Here is a 15,201-nt window from a genome sequence, read left to right as displayed (position 1 = left end):
CCGCGATGGAGCTGGGCGCCCTCGCCGTCGTCCAGGGGGCCGGGCCCATCGGGCTGCTGACAGCCCAGCACGCGCGCAACGCGGGAGCCGGGCGCGTCATCGTCTCGGAGGCGTCGCCGACGGAAGCCGTGCCGACCGCTCGGCCTGGCGGGGCCGCGCTGTCACCCCTCGGCCCGCGCCGGGCGGCTGCCCGGCAACGCGCCCGGGGACCAGCGGTGTGGAGGCTCGCCCGCTTGCCCGCCCGCCGGAGGACGGCCCCCCCGGAGGGTTCAGCTGCGCGGGTCCACAAGCACCTTGGTGTGCGTGCTCCTGCCGGAGTCGAGCTCCTCCAGGAGCTCGCCGAGCCGTGACAACCCGATGGTGCCGGTGTGCAGGGCGGCGACATCGATCCGTCGCTCGGCGATGGCGCCCATCGTCCCCACGAAGTCCTCGTGGTTGTAGGCCAGGGACCCGACCACCCTCAGCTCCCTGCTCTGCCAGTCCCCGTAGCTCACCGTCGACTCGGTGAGCGGGAAGCCGAGCAGTGCGAGGGTCCCGCCGCGCCGGACCAGTTCGGCGGACGGCTGCAGGAGCGAGGCGACCCCTGCGCACTCGAACAGCACATCGGCGCCGAGTCCGTTGCCGGCCCGCTCCAGCACCTCGGCGAGGCCCTCCGGAGCCACCACGTCGTGGAAGCCCAGCTGCGCGGCCGCGTTACGGCGAGCCGGCGACGGCTCCGAGACGATGACGCGCCCGGCTCCCGCGTTGCGCGCGTGCTGGGCTGTCAGCAGCCCGATGGGCCCGGCCCCCTGGACGACGGCGAGGGCGCCCAGCTCCATCGCGGTACGGCGCACCGCATGGAAGGTCACGGTCGCCGGCTCCACGAGCGCCGCCTCGACGTCCGAAAGGGCGTCGGGCACGGGGATCACCCGGCGCGCGGCGACGCGGAGGCGTGTGGCGAAGGCGCCGTGCGGAGGGGCGGCCGCGTCCACGCCGTTGGCCTCGGCGAACACCGTGTCGCACTGGCGGGCGTGGCCGGCCACGCACTGGCCGCAGGCTCCGCAGGCGGGCCCGACACCGCCCACCACTCGCTGGCCGACACGAAGGCCGGAGACCTCGTCCCCGACGGCGCTCACCCGCCCGGTCCACTCGTGGCCGAACACGGCTGGAGGCAGCATGTGCCCGTCGGTGTAGCCGTGGACGTCCGTGCCGCAGATGCCGCCGTAGGTGATGTCGACGACCACCCCGTCGGGGGCGGGGGCCTGCTCGTCCTCGGTGAGCTCCTCCAGCCGCCGCGGCCCGGACACCCTCACGTAGCGCAGTTCAGCAGTCATGACCCACATGCTGCGTCGGTTCCGGCGCCCGCGCCGTGGAACGAGCCCGGCAGGCGGACAGGAACAACACCTTCAGGCGAAGGGACACGGCGGCGGTCGCACACGACAGATGAGCCCGGCGTCTTCCCGGCGTCGGAAACCCCGTACGTCCCGGCGGACGTCGTAGCGACGAGCGGTCGGAGCCCGGCCCGACCGCTGCCGGTCGTCCCGTGGGCAGGTCGGCGCCGGCACCGGCAGCCGCCCGCTCAGCGGGAGAACGTCGTGAGGGGGAGGGTGGCGGTGACGCGCTTCCCGCCGTGGTTGCGGCTCGCCTGGAACGCAGTGCACAGCGCGTGGACGATGTGGAGGCCCTGGCCGCCGATGCGCCGAGGGTCCCGCGGCTTGGCGGCGGGGATCTCGGCGCTGGTGTCCAGGACACTCACGATGACGACGCCGGGCGCGTGCTCGAGGGTGAGCGAGTAGCCGCCGGAGGTGTGGGTCCGGGCATTGGTGACGAGTTCACTGACGACGAGGCGCAACGCGTCCCGGGAGTCGGGAGAGACGGCCTCCCGCAGCTGGACGTCGGAGAGGAACCGCCGCGCCAGCGCGCGAGCCTCGGCAATCGGCTCCGTCCCGTCGTAGACGGCCCGGGCCCGGACCGGGGCGGGGCCGTGCGGCTCCGCTCTCTGTGCGGGAAGACCGGCGAGCAGAGGGCTCCCCGTGCGGCGGGGATACTGATGGGACATCACGTTCGCCTTCCTCCACCCGGCACGGGAGCTGAGCCCCGATCATCGCCCTTGATCGTTTTGGGGTGGTTCCTGGCGCTTACCCACCGCCGCTGACTCTAGCCGGTAACCGGTCAGGAAGGGCCCGGGTCGGCCGACAGCCCCCACAGGGGGCTGTCGGCCGCCAAGCGCCGGGGCCGGGGCCGCGCGCCCGCGGGTGCGCGGCCCGCCGGGAACGGGAGCCGGTTCCTCAGGCTGTGCTCGGGGCGGTCGGCGGCGGTGTGCCTCTGTCCCGTCCGGGGCCGTCGTCGTCGGAGCAGCCGGCCAGGCGCCGCGCCGCCGCCAGATCAGGGGCCAGGGGCAGTACCTCGTGGGTGCCGGTGACGGTGAACAGCCGGTGGATCTGGGGGGTGAAGGGGCCCGCGATCGCCCACGGCCGACCCGCCGCCTCGTGCGCGCCCAGCGCTTCGAGGAGCGTGTTCAGGAGGGTGGAGTCGGCGAACCCCACCCGGGAGAGATCGAGGATCGTACAGCGGGAGAGAGACCGTGCCGCCTCGGCCAGGGCGTTCTCGAACGGACCGGCGCCATCGAGGTCGATCTCGCCGGCGGCAGTGATCAGGTAGGTCTCGGCTGTCTGGGTCACCGTGACAGTGACACTGGAAGAGGAAGGCACTCCCCGATTCTTCCAGATTTCAACCTTTTCGGGCACCGTCTAGTGATCGAAAACATTATGCACGATGTAGCGAGGCGAGGTCCTGTCCCGCCGCCCCACCGTGTTCCGGATGCTGCAGAGGCCCGACGTCCGCCGTGTCACGTGGGCCGCCACCCGCGCAAACTCCAGCGGGGGATCATCGAGGTGAGCCATGGGAGCACGGCGGGCGCGCCGCAGCCGGCGGAGGCACGACCGCCGGTGCAGTCGCCCGCCGGCCCGGGAGAGGGCGTCGGGCACGGGCCGGAGCCCGGCTGACCTGACGCACCGTTGCACGGCGCGCACCGGAGACGTCGACGCGATCCCCCGGCAGCCGGTCGGTCGACCTGCTCACCCGAGGCCGCGGCGGGAGGGCGGCGGCCGCAGCCCCGCGTGAACCTGTCGGGCGGACCGGGGCGCGTGCGGCGCGGGCTCCGTCACCGCAGCTCCGGTCGGCCTCACCGTCCTCGTGCCTCCCGACGGTCGAAGAGAGTGACAGTCGGCAGAGGCCCGCCGGGGTGGCAGCTCCGGAGCCGACCTCTATCGCTGGGTGGAGAGCGGGGTCCTCCGCCGGGCCGAAGCGGAGCCCCGTGCCGCGGCCATAACCTCGTCCCATCATGAAGCGAACCGATGACCGGTTTCTTCCGGCCCTGTTGGTGGCGGCGCAAGCCGCGGTGTGGCCGGTCGGAGCCCTCCTGAGCGGCCGACTGCCCACCGGCTCCCACCTGCTGGCCGCGACACTCGCCACGGCTGTGGTAGCCGGCGCACTCACCACCCGGCGCAGGCACCCGGTGGCAGCCCTGGTCCTCACCGTGGCGCCCTGCGCGCTGGTCGCCGGGGCACTTCCGGTCGGAGCGGTGGTGGTGTCGGGGACAGCCGGCGTCGCGCTGGCGCTCTACGAGGTGGCGCTGCGCCGCGACACCTTCACGACACTGCTCACCGTCGGCACACTCGCGCTGTGGCAGCTGCTCTACCAGGTGACGCTCCACGGTGTCGGGGACCGCGACAAACTGGTGCTGGCCCTGGTGACAGTCGTGTACGCCACCTCCTGCGGTTGGGGCATCCGTCGGCGGCGCGCCGTGGCGTCCGCCGAGGCGGCCGCCCACCGGCTGCGTCGCACCGAGGCCGAGCGGCACCGCCTGGCGGCGGACGAACGCCGGCGGATGGAACGAGAACTCCACGACGTCAGCGCCCACCACCTGACCGCCGTCGTCGTCTCCGCCGGGGCCGCCGAAGGGCTTGCCGAGCGCCGTCCCGAACTGCGGGAGGACGCACTGACGCTCGCGATCGCCGCCGGCGGAGAGGTCGCCGCCGCGCTGGCCGCAGTCCCCGAGCCCAGCCGCGGCACCGCCGACACGGCCCAGCCGCGGGAACGGCTGCTGACACTGGTGGACGGCATCCGGCGGCTCGGCCAGCCGATCAGCTGCGAGCTGACGGTGGTACCCGAGGGCAGCGCCGCCGAAGCGGCGTTCGGCATCGTCCGCGAGGCGCTGACCAACGCCGTACGGCACGCCCCGGGCGCGGACACGCGGGTCGTCTGCCGCGCCGACGGCGACGGCCATGTCGTCGCCGTTCGCAACGGCCCATCGCCCGCTGCGGCCGGTGGCGCCGGCGGGCTGGGCGGCGGGCGTGGGCAGGCGTTCCTCCGCAGCCGGGCGCAGGAGGCGGGCGGCTCGGTCCGCAGCGGACCCACGGCCGAGGGCGGCTGGGAGGTGGAGGCACGGCTGCCGGGACCGGGTGGCACCCGGCCCGAACCCGCGGTGCCGCGCCGCCGCAGGGCCGCCCAACTCGTGGTGGCGGGCGGCCTCGGCCTGCACCCCCTGTTCCCCCTGCTCGTCATCCGGGCCAACGACGTCCCCGACGGGGAGGCGGTGTCGCCGGGGCTGGTCTTCGCGCTGGTCGCCGGCGCGCAGGCCATGACGCTGCTGTGGTCACGGACCGCCCCCCGAGCGGCGCTCGCCGTTGTGCTGGGACTGGCGCTGCTGTGGCCGGCGGCCGCAGGCGTCGGCGGGTACGGAGGGCCTCCCGTCGTCCCCGCCCTCCTCGCCACGGCTGCTGCCGCTGTCGGCGTCACCGTCCACGGCGCTGCCGCGCGCGGCAGGACCGCGGCGCTGTTCGCGGCGACCGCCGCGGTGGTGCAGACAGCGGTCGGTGTGGCACTGGTACTGCGGGCCGACGCGCCGGCAGTACCGGGAGCAGTGACGGCGCTGCTGCTCCCGCCCGCCGTGGTGGCTGCGGCCTGGGCACTGGGACGCAGACACGGGCGGCACGCGCGGGCGGCGAGGGCGGCGCAGGAGGCGCGGATCACGGACGTCACGGGGGCGGCCGTGCGTGACGCGTGGGCCGAACGCAGCCGGATCACCGCCGGGTTGGAGACCACCGTGCTCACCCGGACCGCGGACATGGTCACCGAGGCGCAGGCGGGGCGCCTCGCGGAGACCGCAGAGCGGGCCCGGGAGGCGCTGGCCGCGATGCGCGCGCTGTTGGACCGGGAGGGTGCCACTCCGGAGTTCGCCGAGCGGCGACCGCAACCGACGCTCAGCGCCCTCGACCTGCTGGTGCGGCAGAGCCGCGCCGCGGGGCGGCGGGTGCGGGTGCACGCCGAGGACGACGCCGTGCGCCGGCTGCCGCCCGCCGTGGACCTGGCCGCCTACCGCGCGGTCGAGACACTGCTGTCGGGAGCGGGTGACCGACCGCTGGAGCTGAGCATCATCCGGCAACAGGAAGCCCTGGTGCTGCGCGCGACCGGGCCCGGCGCTGCGAGCGGAGTGCGACGCGCGGAGCTGGAGGCGTGCGTCTCCGCGCTGCGCGGCAGCCACCGGATCGCACGCGGCGGGGTCACCGAACTGCGGCTGCCGCTCGCGGCCGCACCGCCGGGCCTTTCCCCGCGTGACGACGCGGCCGCGGGTCGCCCACGGCGGAAGGCGGCCGGCAGCCACGAGCAGGGCGCCCACGGGAACGGGGCGGAGGAGGGCCGGTGATGACCGTCAGCGAGGCGGCACCGGACGACCGGCTCGGGGCGCCGTCCGGGCGCGCCGCCGCGCCGGAGGCGCCGGATTCGGCTCTGGCCGGCGGGACGGACCGGGCACGGGGCCCCGACCCCGACCGCACACCGGCAGCACCTCCGCGCCCGGTACCTCGCGCCCCTGCGCCGCCCCGCCACGATCCGGCGAGCCGTCGCCCCGATCCACCTCTCAGAAAGGCCGTACCCGTGTCCCTCTCCGCATCCGGCAGCCCCACGCCCCCTGAGCGCCGGTCCTTCCTCCGCACCGTCCGCGTCACCCTCACCACCCCATCTGCCCTGATCTACCTGGGCGGCTTGGTCGCGCTGCTCATCTGGGCGATCGCCTCCACCGTCGCCCACGCGCCCGACGACGCCTCGCTCGCCATGATCTGGCCGATGCTGGCAACCCTGCCGCTGAGTCTCGCGGCGCCACCGATGCTGAGCGAGCACCCCGCGGTCCTGTTCGCGCCGATCCTGCTCGGCGCCCTCGTGAACGCCTACGTGATCGGCTGGTGCCACCGGGTGCTGACGTCGGAGCGCTGAGCCACCTCGCCGACGCTCCGCACGCCCGGGGCCCGGTGCAACCGGAGCGTCGGCGAGGTCAGTCGGTCCGGGGGTGCGGCTCCCACGCCGTGTGGGACGTGTACGCGTACCGCCACGCCCCGACTCCGGCGCTGGTGCGGAACGGACTGCCGTCGTTGTCGATGCGTGTGGTGCCGGTACGGCCCTGACTCGTCCAGCGCAGGGTCAGATCCCAGCTGACGTCGTGGTCGGTGGTCCGCGCGTTGATGTGGAGGATCTCCGGGTCGGACTGGTCGACCGTGAAGGGGAAGCCCGGCTGGTCCGCGCCCGGTTCGACGACGGGGCGGTCGCTGTCCAGATCCACGGAGAACGGCCGGGGGTGGAGCGCGCCGCCGCAGCCGTACAGGTTCAACGCGTACTCGTTCCAGCCCAGCGGAGCGCCCCGGCGGGTGACGCGGACGTCGACCGACTCCAGGATGACGGCCTGCGGGCCGGTCCCCTGAACCGTGATCCCGACGCGCTGGGCGAAGGCCGGGACGGCGCCATGGTCCTCGATCCAGGGCGCAGCCCCCGGGAACGGCGGCGCGGGTGCCACCTGCTCGGGCGGCAGATCGACCAGCAGGTGCTGGTCGCACGGCCCCTCGTAGTCGTGGGGCTTCACCAGGACGGTGAGCGGGGCGCTCGCGGCCTGCCCCTCTCCCTGTCCCTCTCCCTGCCCCGGCACGGGGACGTCCGCAGCACCGCGGTCCGCCCCGCTTGCGGGGTCCTCGCCCAATGCCCCGTCCGGATGACCGTCCCCCCGCTCGGGCGGCGGGGCGTCCGCCGTTGCGCCCGCGATCCCCTCGGTGCGTTCGGCGGTCCCCGACCACAGGAACGCCGCGAGCGCGGACGCGACGAGGGCGGCGGCCGTGACCAGCAGTGGAATCCGTCGTACCCGGGCGGGGGAGCGGTCGGCGGGACAGGGCGCTCCGCGGTCCGCCAGCACCGCGGCCTCGCCGGGCCCTCGGCTCGGGGCATCCCGCTCGGGACCCGACGGGGCCTGTGGGGTCGGCGGCACGGCGGGTCCGACGCCCGCGGACCGGTCGGTGCCCCCGGGCAGCTCGCCGCCGGTGGCCCGGGACGATCCGTCCGCCGACTCCGCCGGCTTTACCGACGTCACACCGGCCGAGGGCGGGCCGTGCGCCTCGCGGTCGGCGCCACCGGGGGGAGCGGCGGGCGGAACACCGGACGCGGGCCGGGGAGTCGACGCAGCGCGACGGCTCTCCCGTCGTCGCTCCTCGTCCGCCAGGATCCAGCGGCGGTGGCCCTCCTCGACCTCCTCACGGGTGCCGCGGCAGACCCGGATGAACCGTTCGATCGGCGCGTACTCCTGCGGGACAGCGGCGCCGCGGCAGTAGCGGTGCAGTGAGGAGGTGCTGCTGTGCAGTCGCTCGGCGAGCGCACCGTAGCTGAGTCCGGAGCGTTCCTTCACGTCGGTCAGCAGCTCCGCGAGCCGCCGTGCGTGCTCGGGCGTTTCTGGCACCTCTGGCATGACGCGGCTCAACCTCGCTGTCCCGTGGGAGTGGGGCGTCGGAAGGTCGGGAGCAGCTGCTGCTCGCGCCGGTCAGGACACGTCCCACCCTGCCGGTAATCACGTTACCGCTGTCAGGCAGAGGTCGGCGTGGCCGCCCGCCTCGGACCCCCACGGGTCGCCGACGGTTGTCCGCGCGCGGCGGAGCTGCCGCGGAGGGAAGCTGCCCCCGCCCAGCTCCGCCGCTCGCTCGTGCCACCGCCTGCGCTGGTGCGCACACCATGCGCACGCCGGCGAAGTGCTCGCTCGGCCCCGTTCTTGTCAGGCGCGCCACTGACCGCACGTGGCAACGACGGGGGCAGGGCCTCACGCTCAAGCGGACTGTTCGGGAGCGTAGAACGCAGTGGTGGCCTCGACGGCGGCTGCCACGTGAGCAGGGTCGCCGCCGGCGGCCGCATGGGCTTGGCCCCACGCCGCGGCGCTGCGCCGCACGAACTCGTGCCCCACCGGCGAGGTCTGGAACGCCTCGTGATCAAGAGGCTCGCCATCGGCCAGGAACCGCGCCAGGGTGAGGAGATGCAGGTCCCACCCGACGCCGCCGGCGCCCGGACCGTAGGTCGGGAACATGGGTTCCGCGACCGCCGCCGCGTGCACCAGTTCGAGCTCGGTGTCTCCGGCAGGGCCTGGTGACAGCCGTACCTCGACCTCGCTCGTCCCCGGCCAGTCGTCTGCGTCCGGCCCGAACAGCCAGGACACCCGCAACAGGCGCGGCGGCTCGCACCGCAGGATCTCCCCGTGCTCGCCTCCGTCCAACGTGAACGAGCCACCCGGCCTCAAGTCTCCCGTGACCGGCTTCAGCCAACGGCCCAGCCGCTCGGGGTCGGTGACGGCGCTCCACACCTCCTCGACCCGCGCGTCGTAGCGACGCCGCAGCTCCATCGTGTACGCGTCGCCGGCGGGCAGCGTGGCTGCACCCATCGTCCGGCGGGCAGCGGCCAGTTCGTCCAGCATGTCCTTCACGCTGTGTTCCTCTCATCAGAAGGTCGGCCCGGGGCCGAGGCCGGGCCTGTTTGCCGGTCCGTGAGGGACCCGGGTGTGCGCCTGCCTCTGGCCAGCTCGGTGCCCAGGGCGTCGAGACGCTGCTCCCAGAACCCGCGGAACCGGTTCAACCACAGGTCGACCTCGCCGAGCGGCTTCGGATCGATGGCGTAGAACCTGCGAGCTCCCTCGGCCCGTACCGACGCGAACCCGTTCTCGCGCAACACGCGGAGATGCTGTGAGACGGCCGGTTGGGACAGGGAGAACTCGGCCCGTACCACGTCCGTGATCGCCCCGGACGTCTGCTCGCCCTCGGCGAGCAGCTCCAGGATGCGCCGGCGCACCGGGTCGCCGAGAACATCGAATGCGTGCACAGGCCGAGACTGTACCGGCCCGGGCTTATATAAGCCAGGGACGGTATGTTTCGTTCCGGTGCACCGCGCCGGAGCCTCGCGTGTGAGGGGTGGGGCGGTGGTGCCCCAGCGACCGGTTCGGCCCTCCCGCGGGGCCCGAAGCCTCTGCGCGGTGGGTCGGAGAGGGCAGCGGCTGTGTGGCGACGGTCCGCGGTGCGCCGCCGCGGTGAGAACCGCTCCCGCGGCGGTCGATGACCGCCCGGCAGGCTTCCCCGGTCCTGATCGGTGCCGAGGTGAGCGCGGAGCACTCCGAGCCTCGCGTGTGCTTCACCTGCGTCGGCCGCCTGCGTCCTCGCCGTTGGAGCGCAGAGTCCTCCGTGCGAGTTGCGAGATCCAGGCGGAAGCCTCCCTTGGCCATGGACCGTGAGCGCCGGGATGTGGCCGCCGGTTACCGACGTGCGCCGTATGGCCGGAACTCTCGGCGCCAGGTTTCCTCCGACTGCGGTGGGTACCCGCGTGGCGTGTGCCGGTGTCGGCCTGACCGGCGGGAATCGACGTATCTGACGACGGGATGTGGAGCCGGGAATGACTTCGTCGGCTCCACGACGTGGAGAGAGGGAAGAGCAATAGGAACTTCGGCCGGACTCCGTGCGTTTATGGGAGCGTTGTTCTCGGCGGCCGTTCTTTCGCTGGTTCTCGCGCGGGGCGAAGAAGGGGGTGCGAGCGCTGTTTGGTGGCTCCTCGGTGGCGTCACGGCGTGCTGTGCTCTCTGTCTTTCCATTCTCATGTGGAGAGCTGAGCGAAAATGACCGCCACGGGTGACGTCACCGTCGCTCTTGCTCTCCGCCCGTGAGGAGCGCTTCTGGCCGCGTGTGAGGTCAGGGGGCCTGGTCGGTGGGTAGGTCGCCCCGTTCGGGTTGCCCGCCACGACGGCGCATCACGCACGCGGTGACCCGATCGGCAGCGCAACTCATTCCTGCGCTGACAACCGCACCTCCCGCGGTGCCGCACCGCGGGAGCACCGGGATCTACCCTGTTGCGACTGCTGATGTGTGGTGTCGGCTTCCGTGCTGACCTGGCGAGCCACCGCTTGGGTTCCGACAAGCTCAGGGGCATCGCCGCGGCCCTCTCGTCGTGGCCCGTTCTCCCGCTCGCGGCAGGACTGTTCCCGGTGCTGGTCGACGGGATGACCGCCGGCTGACTGCCGGGCGTGGCGCTGATCGCCTCGATGCTCCCCCTGGTCGCGGCCGCATATCTGCACCGCCGCGCCGGCCGCCTTCGCGTGCCGGTGGCGTGACCTCCTTGCCGAGGGGCTCACCGGGCCCCCGGTCTCTCAGCCGGCGGAGGACGGCGGCGAGGTCAGGGGGCGGGAAAGGACCGGCCGGATGCCGAGGTGAGCGCCCGGGCTATGCCGCTGCCTGGGCGAGGAACTCCGGTTCCACCGTTGCCACAGCGCGCAGCAGCTCTCGGACGCCCGCCCGTGCCTGGGGGTAGGGGGTGTCGGAGTCCGTGAGGACGGACTGGGTGTTGGACGACTCCCAGAGTGCCGTGAGTTCGAAGGTCAGTTGCTCCGCCGACCGGTGCGGGGTGATCTCCCCGGCGTCCTGGGCCTCCAGCACCGTCTGCCGCACGAAGGTGCGCCACGCGGTGTCTGCCGCTCGGACGGCATCCTGAACCGCGCCGGGGCGCGAGCTGTACTCGACCCTGACGCGCTGGAAGAAGCAGCCGCCCGGGAAGACCCGTTCCGCGGAATAGCGGAGCCAGACCTCGCTCAGCTCCCACAGGCGGGCCAGCCCCGGCGGCTGGGCGAGGACGGGCTCGATCACGTGGTCCACGTAGATCCGGGAGGCCGCCCGGACCGTGGCCAGCTGCAGCCCCTCCTTCGAGCCGAAGAGGGCGAACACACCGCTCTTGCTCAGCTTCAACTCGGTCGCCAGCCGGCCCAGGGAAAGGGCTTCCAAGCCCTCCGACGATCCGATGCGAACGGTCCGTTCCAGGACCAGGCGTCTGGTCTGGTTCCCTCGTTCGACTCGCCCGTCGGGACGCCGTTCGGTCACGTCGGTACTCCTCGCTCCGCGTGGCGCGCCGCGGGCCTCGCACTGATCGGGCCACCAGGGTACTGACAAAACGATCGTGCGGTAAGTTTCGGCCGCCGTGCCGCCGTGCCGCCGTGCCGCCGTGCCGCCGTACTTGTCGCGGGTCGGTCGGATCGGCCGGGTTGCCACCGCGCCCCGCGGGCCCACCCCTGTGCCGGGTGGGGGAGAGGGGCGGCGAGGGGCACAGGTAGAGCACCTTTGGCGGCCACGTTTCACCGGCTGTCCCGATAAGAAGATGTTATTGGCCTCCGCTCTGAACCTTCTCGTAGTGTCGAGCCAGCCGCCGCGGACGCAGAGCGGTGCCTTTCGGTATTCCGATGTCGGCACGCCTGCGCCTGCTGTTTGTTTCGGCTTCCGTTCTTCATGGGAGGGGAACCATGATTGTCGCGAAGCAGCCCGGCAAGACGCTGGGCGTCACCATCTCCGATTTCGACCCGGCGACCGCGTCGGATGCCGATTTCAGCGCTCTCAAGAAGATCGTCCACACGGAGAAGATCGCGGTCCTCCGAGGGCAGGACCTCACTCCGTCGCAGTACGTGCAACTCGGCCGCCGCCTGGGCCGCGTCGAGCGCTACTACCAGAAGATGTACTGGCACCCCGAGGAGCCGGACGTCTTCGTCTCCTCCAACGTGCCGCACAACGGCGAGCAGATCGGCGTGCCCCGCACCGGCAAGTTCTGGCACGCCGACTACGAGTTCATGCCCGAGCCGTTCGGACTGACCCTCATCTATCCGCAGGTCATCCCCAAGGTCAACCGCGGCACGTACTTCATCGACATGGGCCGCGCGTACGAGGCGCTGCCGCAGCGGCTGAAGGACGCTGTCGAGGGCACGGTCTGCCGGCACAGCGTGCAGCGGTACTTCAAGATCCGCCCGACCGACGTCTACCGGCCGCTTGTCGAGGTCCTCGCCGACGTGGAGGCCGAGACCCCCACCGTCACCCACCCCACCGTGACGGTCCACCCCGTCACCGGCGAGCGGATTCTCTACCTCAGCGAAGGGTTCGCGCTCTCCCTCGCGGACGCCGAGGGCAACGACCTCGACAGCGGACTGCTGCAGGAGCTGCTGGACGCGACCGGGCAGACCGACGACACCTTCAGTCACCCGGGTATCCACCTGCAGACCTTCGAGCAGGGCGACATCCTCGTCTGGGACAACCGTTCGCTCATCCACCGGGCGCTCCACACCTCGCAGCCGGAGCCGACCTCGTCGTTCCGTGTGACCGTCCACGACGAGCACCCTTTCTACGAGGGTATTCGGGTCTGACCGATCAGGACCGGGCCGGGGAGGGGGAGGTGATGTCGGGCGTCGTCCCGTCACCGCCGCCGCGGGAACCTCACGCCGGACCACGGTTCCGCGCCCCGACCGTGCGCGGTCCGGAAAACCGTGAGTGCGCGACGGAGAGCTGCGGTGCGGCAGTACGCCGCCCGTCGCTCGCGGACCGCCCGCGTCAGCGAGACCGAAGCCGGAGCCGACACCGCAGCCGGAGCGGCCCGCGGCGCGGTGGCCGCCGGATGCCTCCCGGGCGCAGCCGCCGGACCTGACGCCGCCCGCCCCCCCGCAACGAGCCGGCCCGGGTGCGGATCTCCGTGCCGCCTCCACCCGGTTGCACCACACCGGCGGCCTGCGGCTCACGGTCGCGCCGCAGGACACCCCGTGGCGTCGCGCTCGCTGCGTCCGCACGCACGCTCAGACCCGCGTCACGCTCACCGTTCCCGAGAGAGGGCGAGAATGACCGAGACGAGATCCGCACCGGCCGACGGCTGCCCGGTCGCGCATCGGACCACCGAACCCGTCTTCGACGAGGCGTACTTCGCCGACCCGTACCCGCTCTACGACCAGCTGCGCACCGCCGGCCCCGCACACCGGGTCACCGCGCCCGACGGCTCGACCGTATGGCTCGTCACCCGCTACGCGGACGTCCGCCAGGGACTGGCCGACCAGCGCCTGGCCCGGCATCCCAAGTACAACAAGGGCGGCTACACGGGCATCCCGCTCCCCGACGACCTGCGGGTCATCCTGGCCACCACCGACCCGCCGCACCACACCCGGCTGCGGTCCCTGATCAACGCCGCCTTCACCCGTCGGCGCATCGAGTCACTGCGGCCGCGGGTCGACGAGGTCGTCGACGGCCTGCTGGACGCCATGGCGGACACCGAGGGCACCGTCGACCTCGTCTCCGCCCTCGCCGCTCCGCTGCCCATCACCATCATCTGCGACCTGCTGGGCATCCCCGAGGACGAGCGCGGTGCCTTCCGCGCCTACACCGACAACATCGTCGGAACCGACCCCGCCGGTGCCGCGCAGGGATGCCGGGACATGGTCGCCTTCCTCAAACGGATGATCGCGCTCAAGCGCACGGAGCCGGACGACGCGCTGATCACCGGGCTCATCGACGCCCGCGACCAGGACGACAGGTTGACCGAGTCCGAGATGGTCGGCATGGCGTTCATGATCCTCATCGGCGGGTACGACACCACGCTCAGCATGATCAGCTCCGGGGCGCTCGCTCTGCTCCGCGACCCCGAGCGGGCGTCGCAGCTGCGCGCGTACCCCGAGCTGATGCCGGCGGCCGTCGAGGAACTCCTGCGCTTCGAGGCACCGGTCCAGAACGCGATCCGCCGGTTCGCCACCGAGGACCTGGTGATCGGGGGAGTGCCCATCGAGGCGGGCAGCGCCGTGGTGCTGTCCATCGGCTCCGCAGGCCGTGACCCCGAGCAGTACGCGTGCCCCGCCCGGATGGACTTCGAGAGGGACGACACCACCCACGTCAGCTTCGGGTTCGGCCCGCACTTCTGCCCCGGAGCGCAGCTGGGACGGATGGAGGTGGCCGTCTCGCTGCGGCAGCTGCTGACCCGGTTCCCGGAGATGGCGCTCGCAGACGAAGCGCTGCGGTACCGCCCGGGCTTCACCTTCCGGGAGCTCTCCACGCTGCCGGTCGTCCTCGGAAAGCAGGCCGACCGATGACCACTGCTCCCCTGCTGCCGTCCGGTGCCGCGCCCGCCGCCGGAGCGGCCGGGCACGCGACCGACGAGGCGCTGCTGGCACGGGTACTGCGCGTCTACCGCCCCGACTGCCGGTACCTCCGGACGGCGGAGGTCGAGGCGACCGAGGACGGCCTGGCCCGGGCGACGTGCACCTTCTCGATACCGGCCCCGTTCTACATCGACGACACCGGCCACTTCAACGCCGTCGAGTTCAACCTCTGCTACAACCAGATGATGTACTACGCGGTCGCCAAGGCCGTCAAAGAGGGCATCATGCCGCCGTTCGCGGAATGGTCCATGGACGACTACTGGCAGCGGCAGCTGCCCGCCTTCCTGATCGTCGACTTCCGCAGCTCCTTCGCGAAGGCCATGGGCTCCCACCGGTTCCACGGCGAGATCACCTTCACCCGCGCCCGCCGGTACAGCGGGGGGCGTGACCGCCGGCCGATGATCGTCGCCGACACGACCTGCCGCTACTGGGACGACGACGGCGGTCACTGCCAGGGAGAGGTACGCCTGGTGGTCACCGACCCGCCGGCACCCGCGGGCGGTGAAGCGCCGTGACCGCCGCCCCCACCGCCTGGCTGCGCCGCCTCGCGGCGACACCGCTCCCGGAGCGCGCCGCACTGCTGGAGGAACTCGTCGTGGGCGAGTTCCGCACGGTGCTGCTCATGGGCGAGGACGACGTGCTGCCCCGGGACGAGAGCTATTTCGCCCACGGACTCACCTCGCTCGGCGCCACCGAGGTGGAGCAGCGGCTGGAGACGGCCATCGGTCGTCCGATCGACGCCTCCGAACTCCTCAACAACCCGACCGTGGACCATCTCCTGGCCCACCTGCGGACCGACGTGCTGTCGGACCACTTCCCCCCGCCCCCCGCGGACCGGGCGTCACCGCCGGACGGCGCCCCCCACTCGGCGGACCGCACCACCCGGCTGCTGGTGGACGACCTCATGAAGTCGCTCTACTCCTGAGCCCGCCACCGGT

At 72.8% G+C, this 15,201-nt stretch carries 14 protein-coding genes; 7 read left to right on the top strand and 7 right to left on the bottom strand.

Annotated elements, in window-relative coordinates; genetic code table 11:
- Positions 1 to 269: 269 nt before the first annotated feature.
- The 3 genes from HCN56_RS02710 to HCN56_RS02700 all read right to left on the bottom strand — a co-directional run bounded on the left by HCN56_RS02710 (position 270) and on the right by HCN56_RS02700 (position 2,660).
- Complete coding sequence (locus tag HCN56_RS02710) at positions 270 to 1,313, bottom strand: zinc-dependent alcohol dehydrogenase (protein WP_209312270.1); 1,044 nt, start codon at positions 1,311 to 1,313, stop codon at positions 270 to 272.
- Positions 1,314 to 1,558: 245 nt separating this feature from the next.
- Positions 1,559 to 2,038 (bottom strand): ATP-binding protein, encoded by a 480-nt coding sequence (locus HCN56_RS02705; protein WP_167967811.1) that lies wholly within the window; start codon positions 2,036 to 2,038, stop codon positions 1,559 to 1,561.
- A 229-nt stretch (positions 2,039 to 2,267) separates the two neighbouring features.
- Positions 2,268 to 2,660 (bottom strand): STAS domain-containing protein, encoded by a 393-nt coding sequence (locus HCN56_RS02700; protein WP_167967810.1) that lies wholly within the window; start codon positions 2,658 to 2,660, stop codon positions 2,268 to 2,270.
- Positions 2,661 to 3,322: 662 nt separating this feature from the next.
- Between HCN56_RS02700 and HCN56_RS02695 the strand changes: the two genes are divergently transcribed.
- Positions 3,323 to 5,686 carry a histidine kinase gene (locus HCN56_RS02695; RefSeq protein WP_167967809.1) on the top strand — a complete coding sequence of 788 codons (2,364 nt, stop codon included), beginning with the start codon at positions 3,323 to 3,325 and terminating at the stop codon, positions 5,684 to 5,686.
- A gap of 230 nt (positions 5,687 to 5,916) precedes the next feature.
- Positions 5,917 to 6,252, top strand: a complete 336-nt coding sequence (locus tag HCN56_RS02690) for an SCO4225 family membrane protein (protein WP_312871012.1) — start codon at positions 5,917 to 5,919, stop codon at positions 6,250 to 6,252.
- 58 nt (positions 6,253 to 6,310) lie between these two features.
- On the opposite strand, the gene HCN56_RS02685 is transcribed toward HCN56_RS02690, so the two are convergent.
- From HCN56_RS02685 to HCN56_RS02675, 3 genes are all read right to left on the bottom strand, one after another.
- Positions 6,311 to 7,762: a transcriptional regulator gene (locus tag HCN56_RS02685; RefSeq protein ID WP_167967808.1), complete on the bottom strand. Its 1,452-nt coding sequence runs from the start codon at positions 7,760 to 7,762 to the stop codon at positions 6,311 to 6,313.
- 351 nt (positions 7,763 to 8,113) lie between these two features.
- Complete coding sequence (locus HCN56_RS02680) at positions 8,114 to 8,752, bottom strand: SRPBCC family protein (RefSeq protein ID WP_167967817.1); 639 nt, start codon at positions 8,750 to 8,752, stop codon at positions 8,114 to 8,116.
- A 5-nt stretch (positions 8,753 to 8,757) separates the two neighbouring features.
- Positions 8,758 to 9,153: an ArsR/SmtB family transcription factor gene (locus tag HCN56_RS02675; protein ID WP_167967807.1), complete on the bottom strand. Its 396-nt coding sequence runs from the start codon at positions 9,151 to 9,153 to the stop codon at positions 8,758 to 8,760.
- A 1,015-nt stretch (positions 9,154 to 10,168) separates the two neighbouring features.
- Here HCN56_RS02675 and HCN56_RS02670 point away from each other — a divergent pair.
- Complete coding sequence (locus HCN56_RS02670) at positions 10,169 to 10,333, top strand: hypothetical protein (RefSeq protein ID WP_167967806.1); 165 nt, start codon at positions 10,169 to 10,171, stop codon at positions 10,331 to 10,333.
- 205 nt (positions 10,334 to 10,538) lie between these two features.
- On the opposite strand, the gene HCN56_RS02665 is transcribed toward HCN56_RS02670, so the two are convergent.
- On the bottom strand, positions 10,539 to 11,189 hold the full coding sequence (locus HCN56_RS02665) for a TetR/AcrR family transcriptional regulator (RefSeq protein WP_167967805.1): 651 nt from the start codon (positions 11,187 to 11,189) through the stop codon (positions 10,539 to 10,541).
- A gap of 416 nt (positions 11,190 to 11,605) precedes the next feature.
- On the opposite strand from HCN56_RS02665, the gene scoE reads away from it, so the two are divergent.
- The 4 genes from scoE to HCN56_RS02645 all read left to right on the top strand — a co-directional run bounded on the left by scoE (position 11,606) and on the right by HCN56_RS02645 (position 15,188).
- Positions 11,606 to 12,493, top strand: coding sequence for a (3R)-3-[(carboxymethyl)amino]fatty acid oxygenase/decarboxylase (scoE, locus tag HCN56_RS02660; RefSeq protein ID WP_167967804.1), 888 nt, complete (start codon positions 11,606 to 11,608; stop codon positions 12,491 to 12,493).
- Positions 12,494 to 12,958: 465 nt separating this feature from the next.
- Positions 12,959 to 14,194: a cytochrome P450 family protein gene (locus HCN56_RS02655; RefSeq protein WP_167967803.1), complete on the top strand. Its 1,236-nt coding sequence runs from the start codon at positions 12,959 to 12,961 to the stop codon at positions 14,192 to 14,194.
- Complete coding sequence (locus tag HCN56_RS02650; protein ID WP_167967802.1) at positions 14,191 to 14,778, top strand: FcoT family thioesterase; 588 nt, start codon at positions 14,191 to 14,193, stop codon at positions 14,776 to 14,778. The genes HCN56_RS02655 and HCN56_RS02650 overlap by 4 nt, the downstream gene beginning before the upstream one ends.
- Positions 14,775 to 15,188: an acyl carrier protein gene (locus HCN56_RS02645; RefSeq protein WP_312871011.1), complete on the top strand. Its 414-nt coding sequence runs from the start codon at positions 14,775 to 14,777 to the stop codon at positions 15,186 to 15,188. The genes HCN56_RS02650 and HCN56_RS02645 overlap by 4 nt, the downstream gene beginning before the upstream one ends.
- Positions 15,189 to 15,201: the final 13 nt, after the last annotated feature.

The organism is Streptomyces lonarensis (assembly GCF_012033735.1).
Classification (GTDB): domain Bacteria; phylum Actinomycetota; class Actinomycetes; order Streptomycetales; family Streptomycetaceae; genus Streptomyces; species Streptomyces lonarensis.
This window is presented reverse-complemented; position numbering and strand designations above follow the sequence as displayed.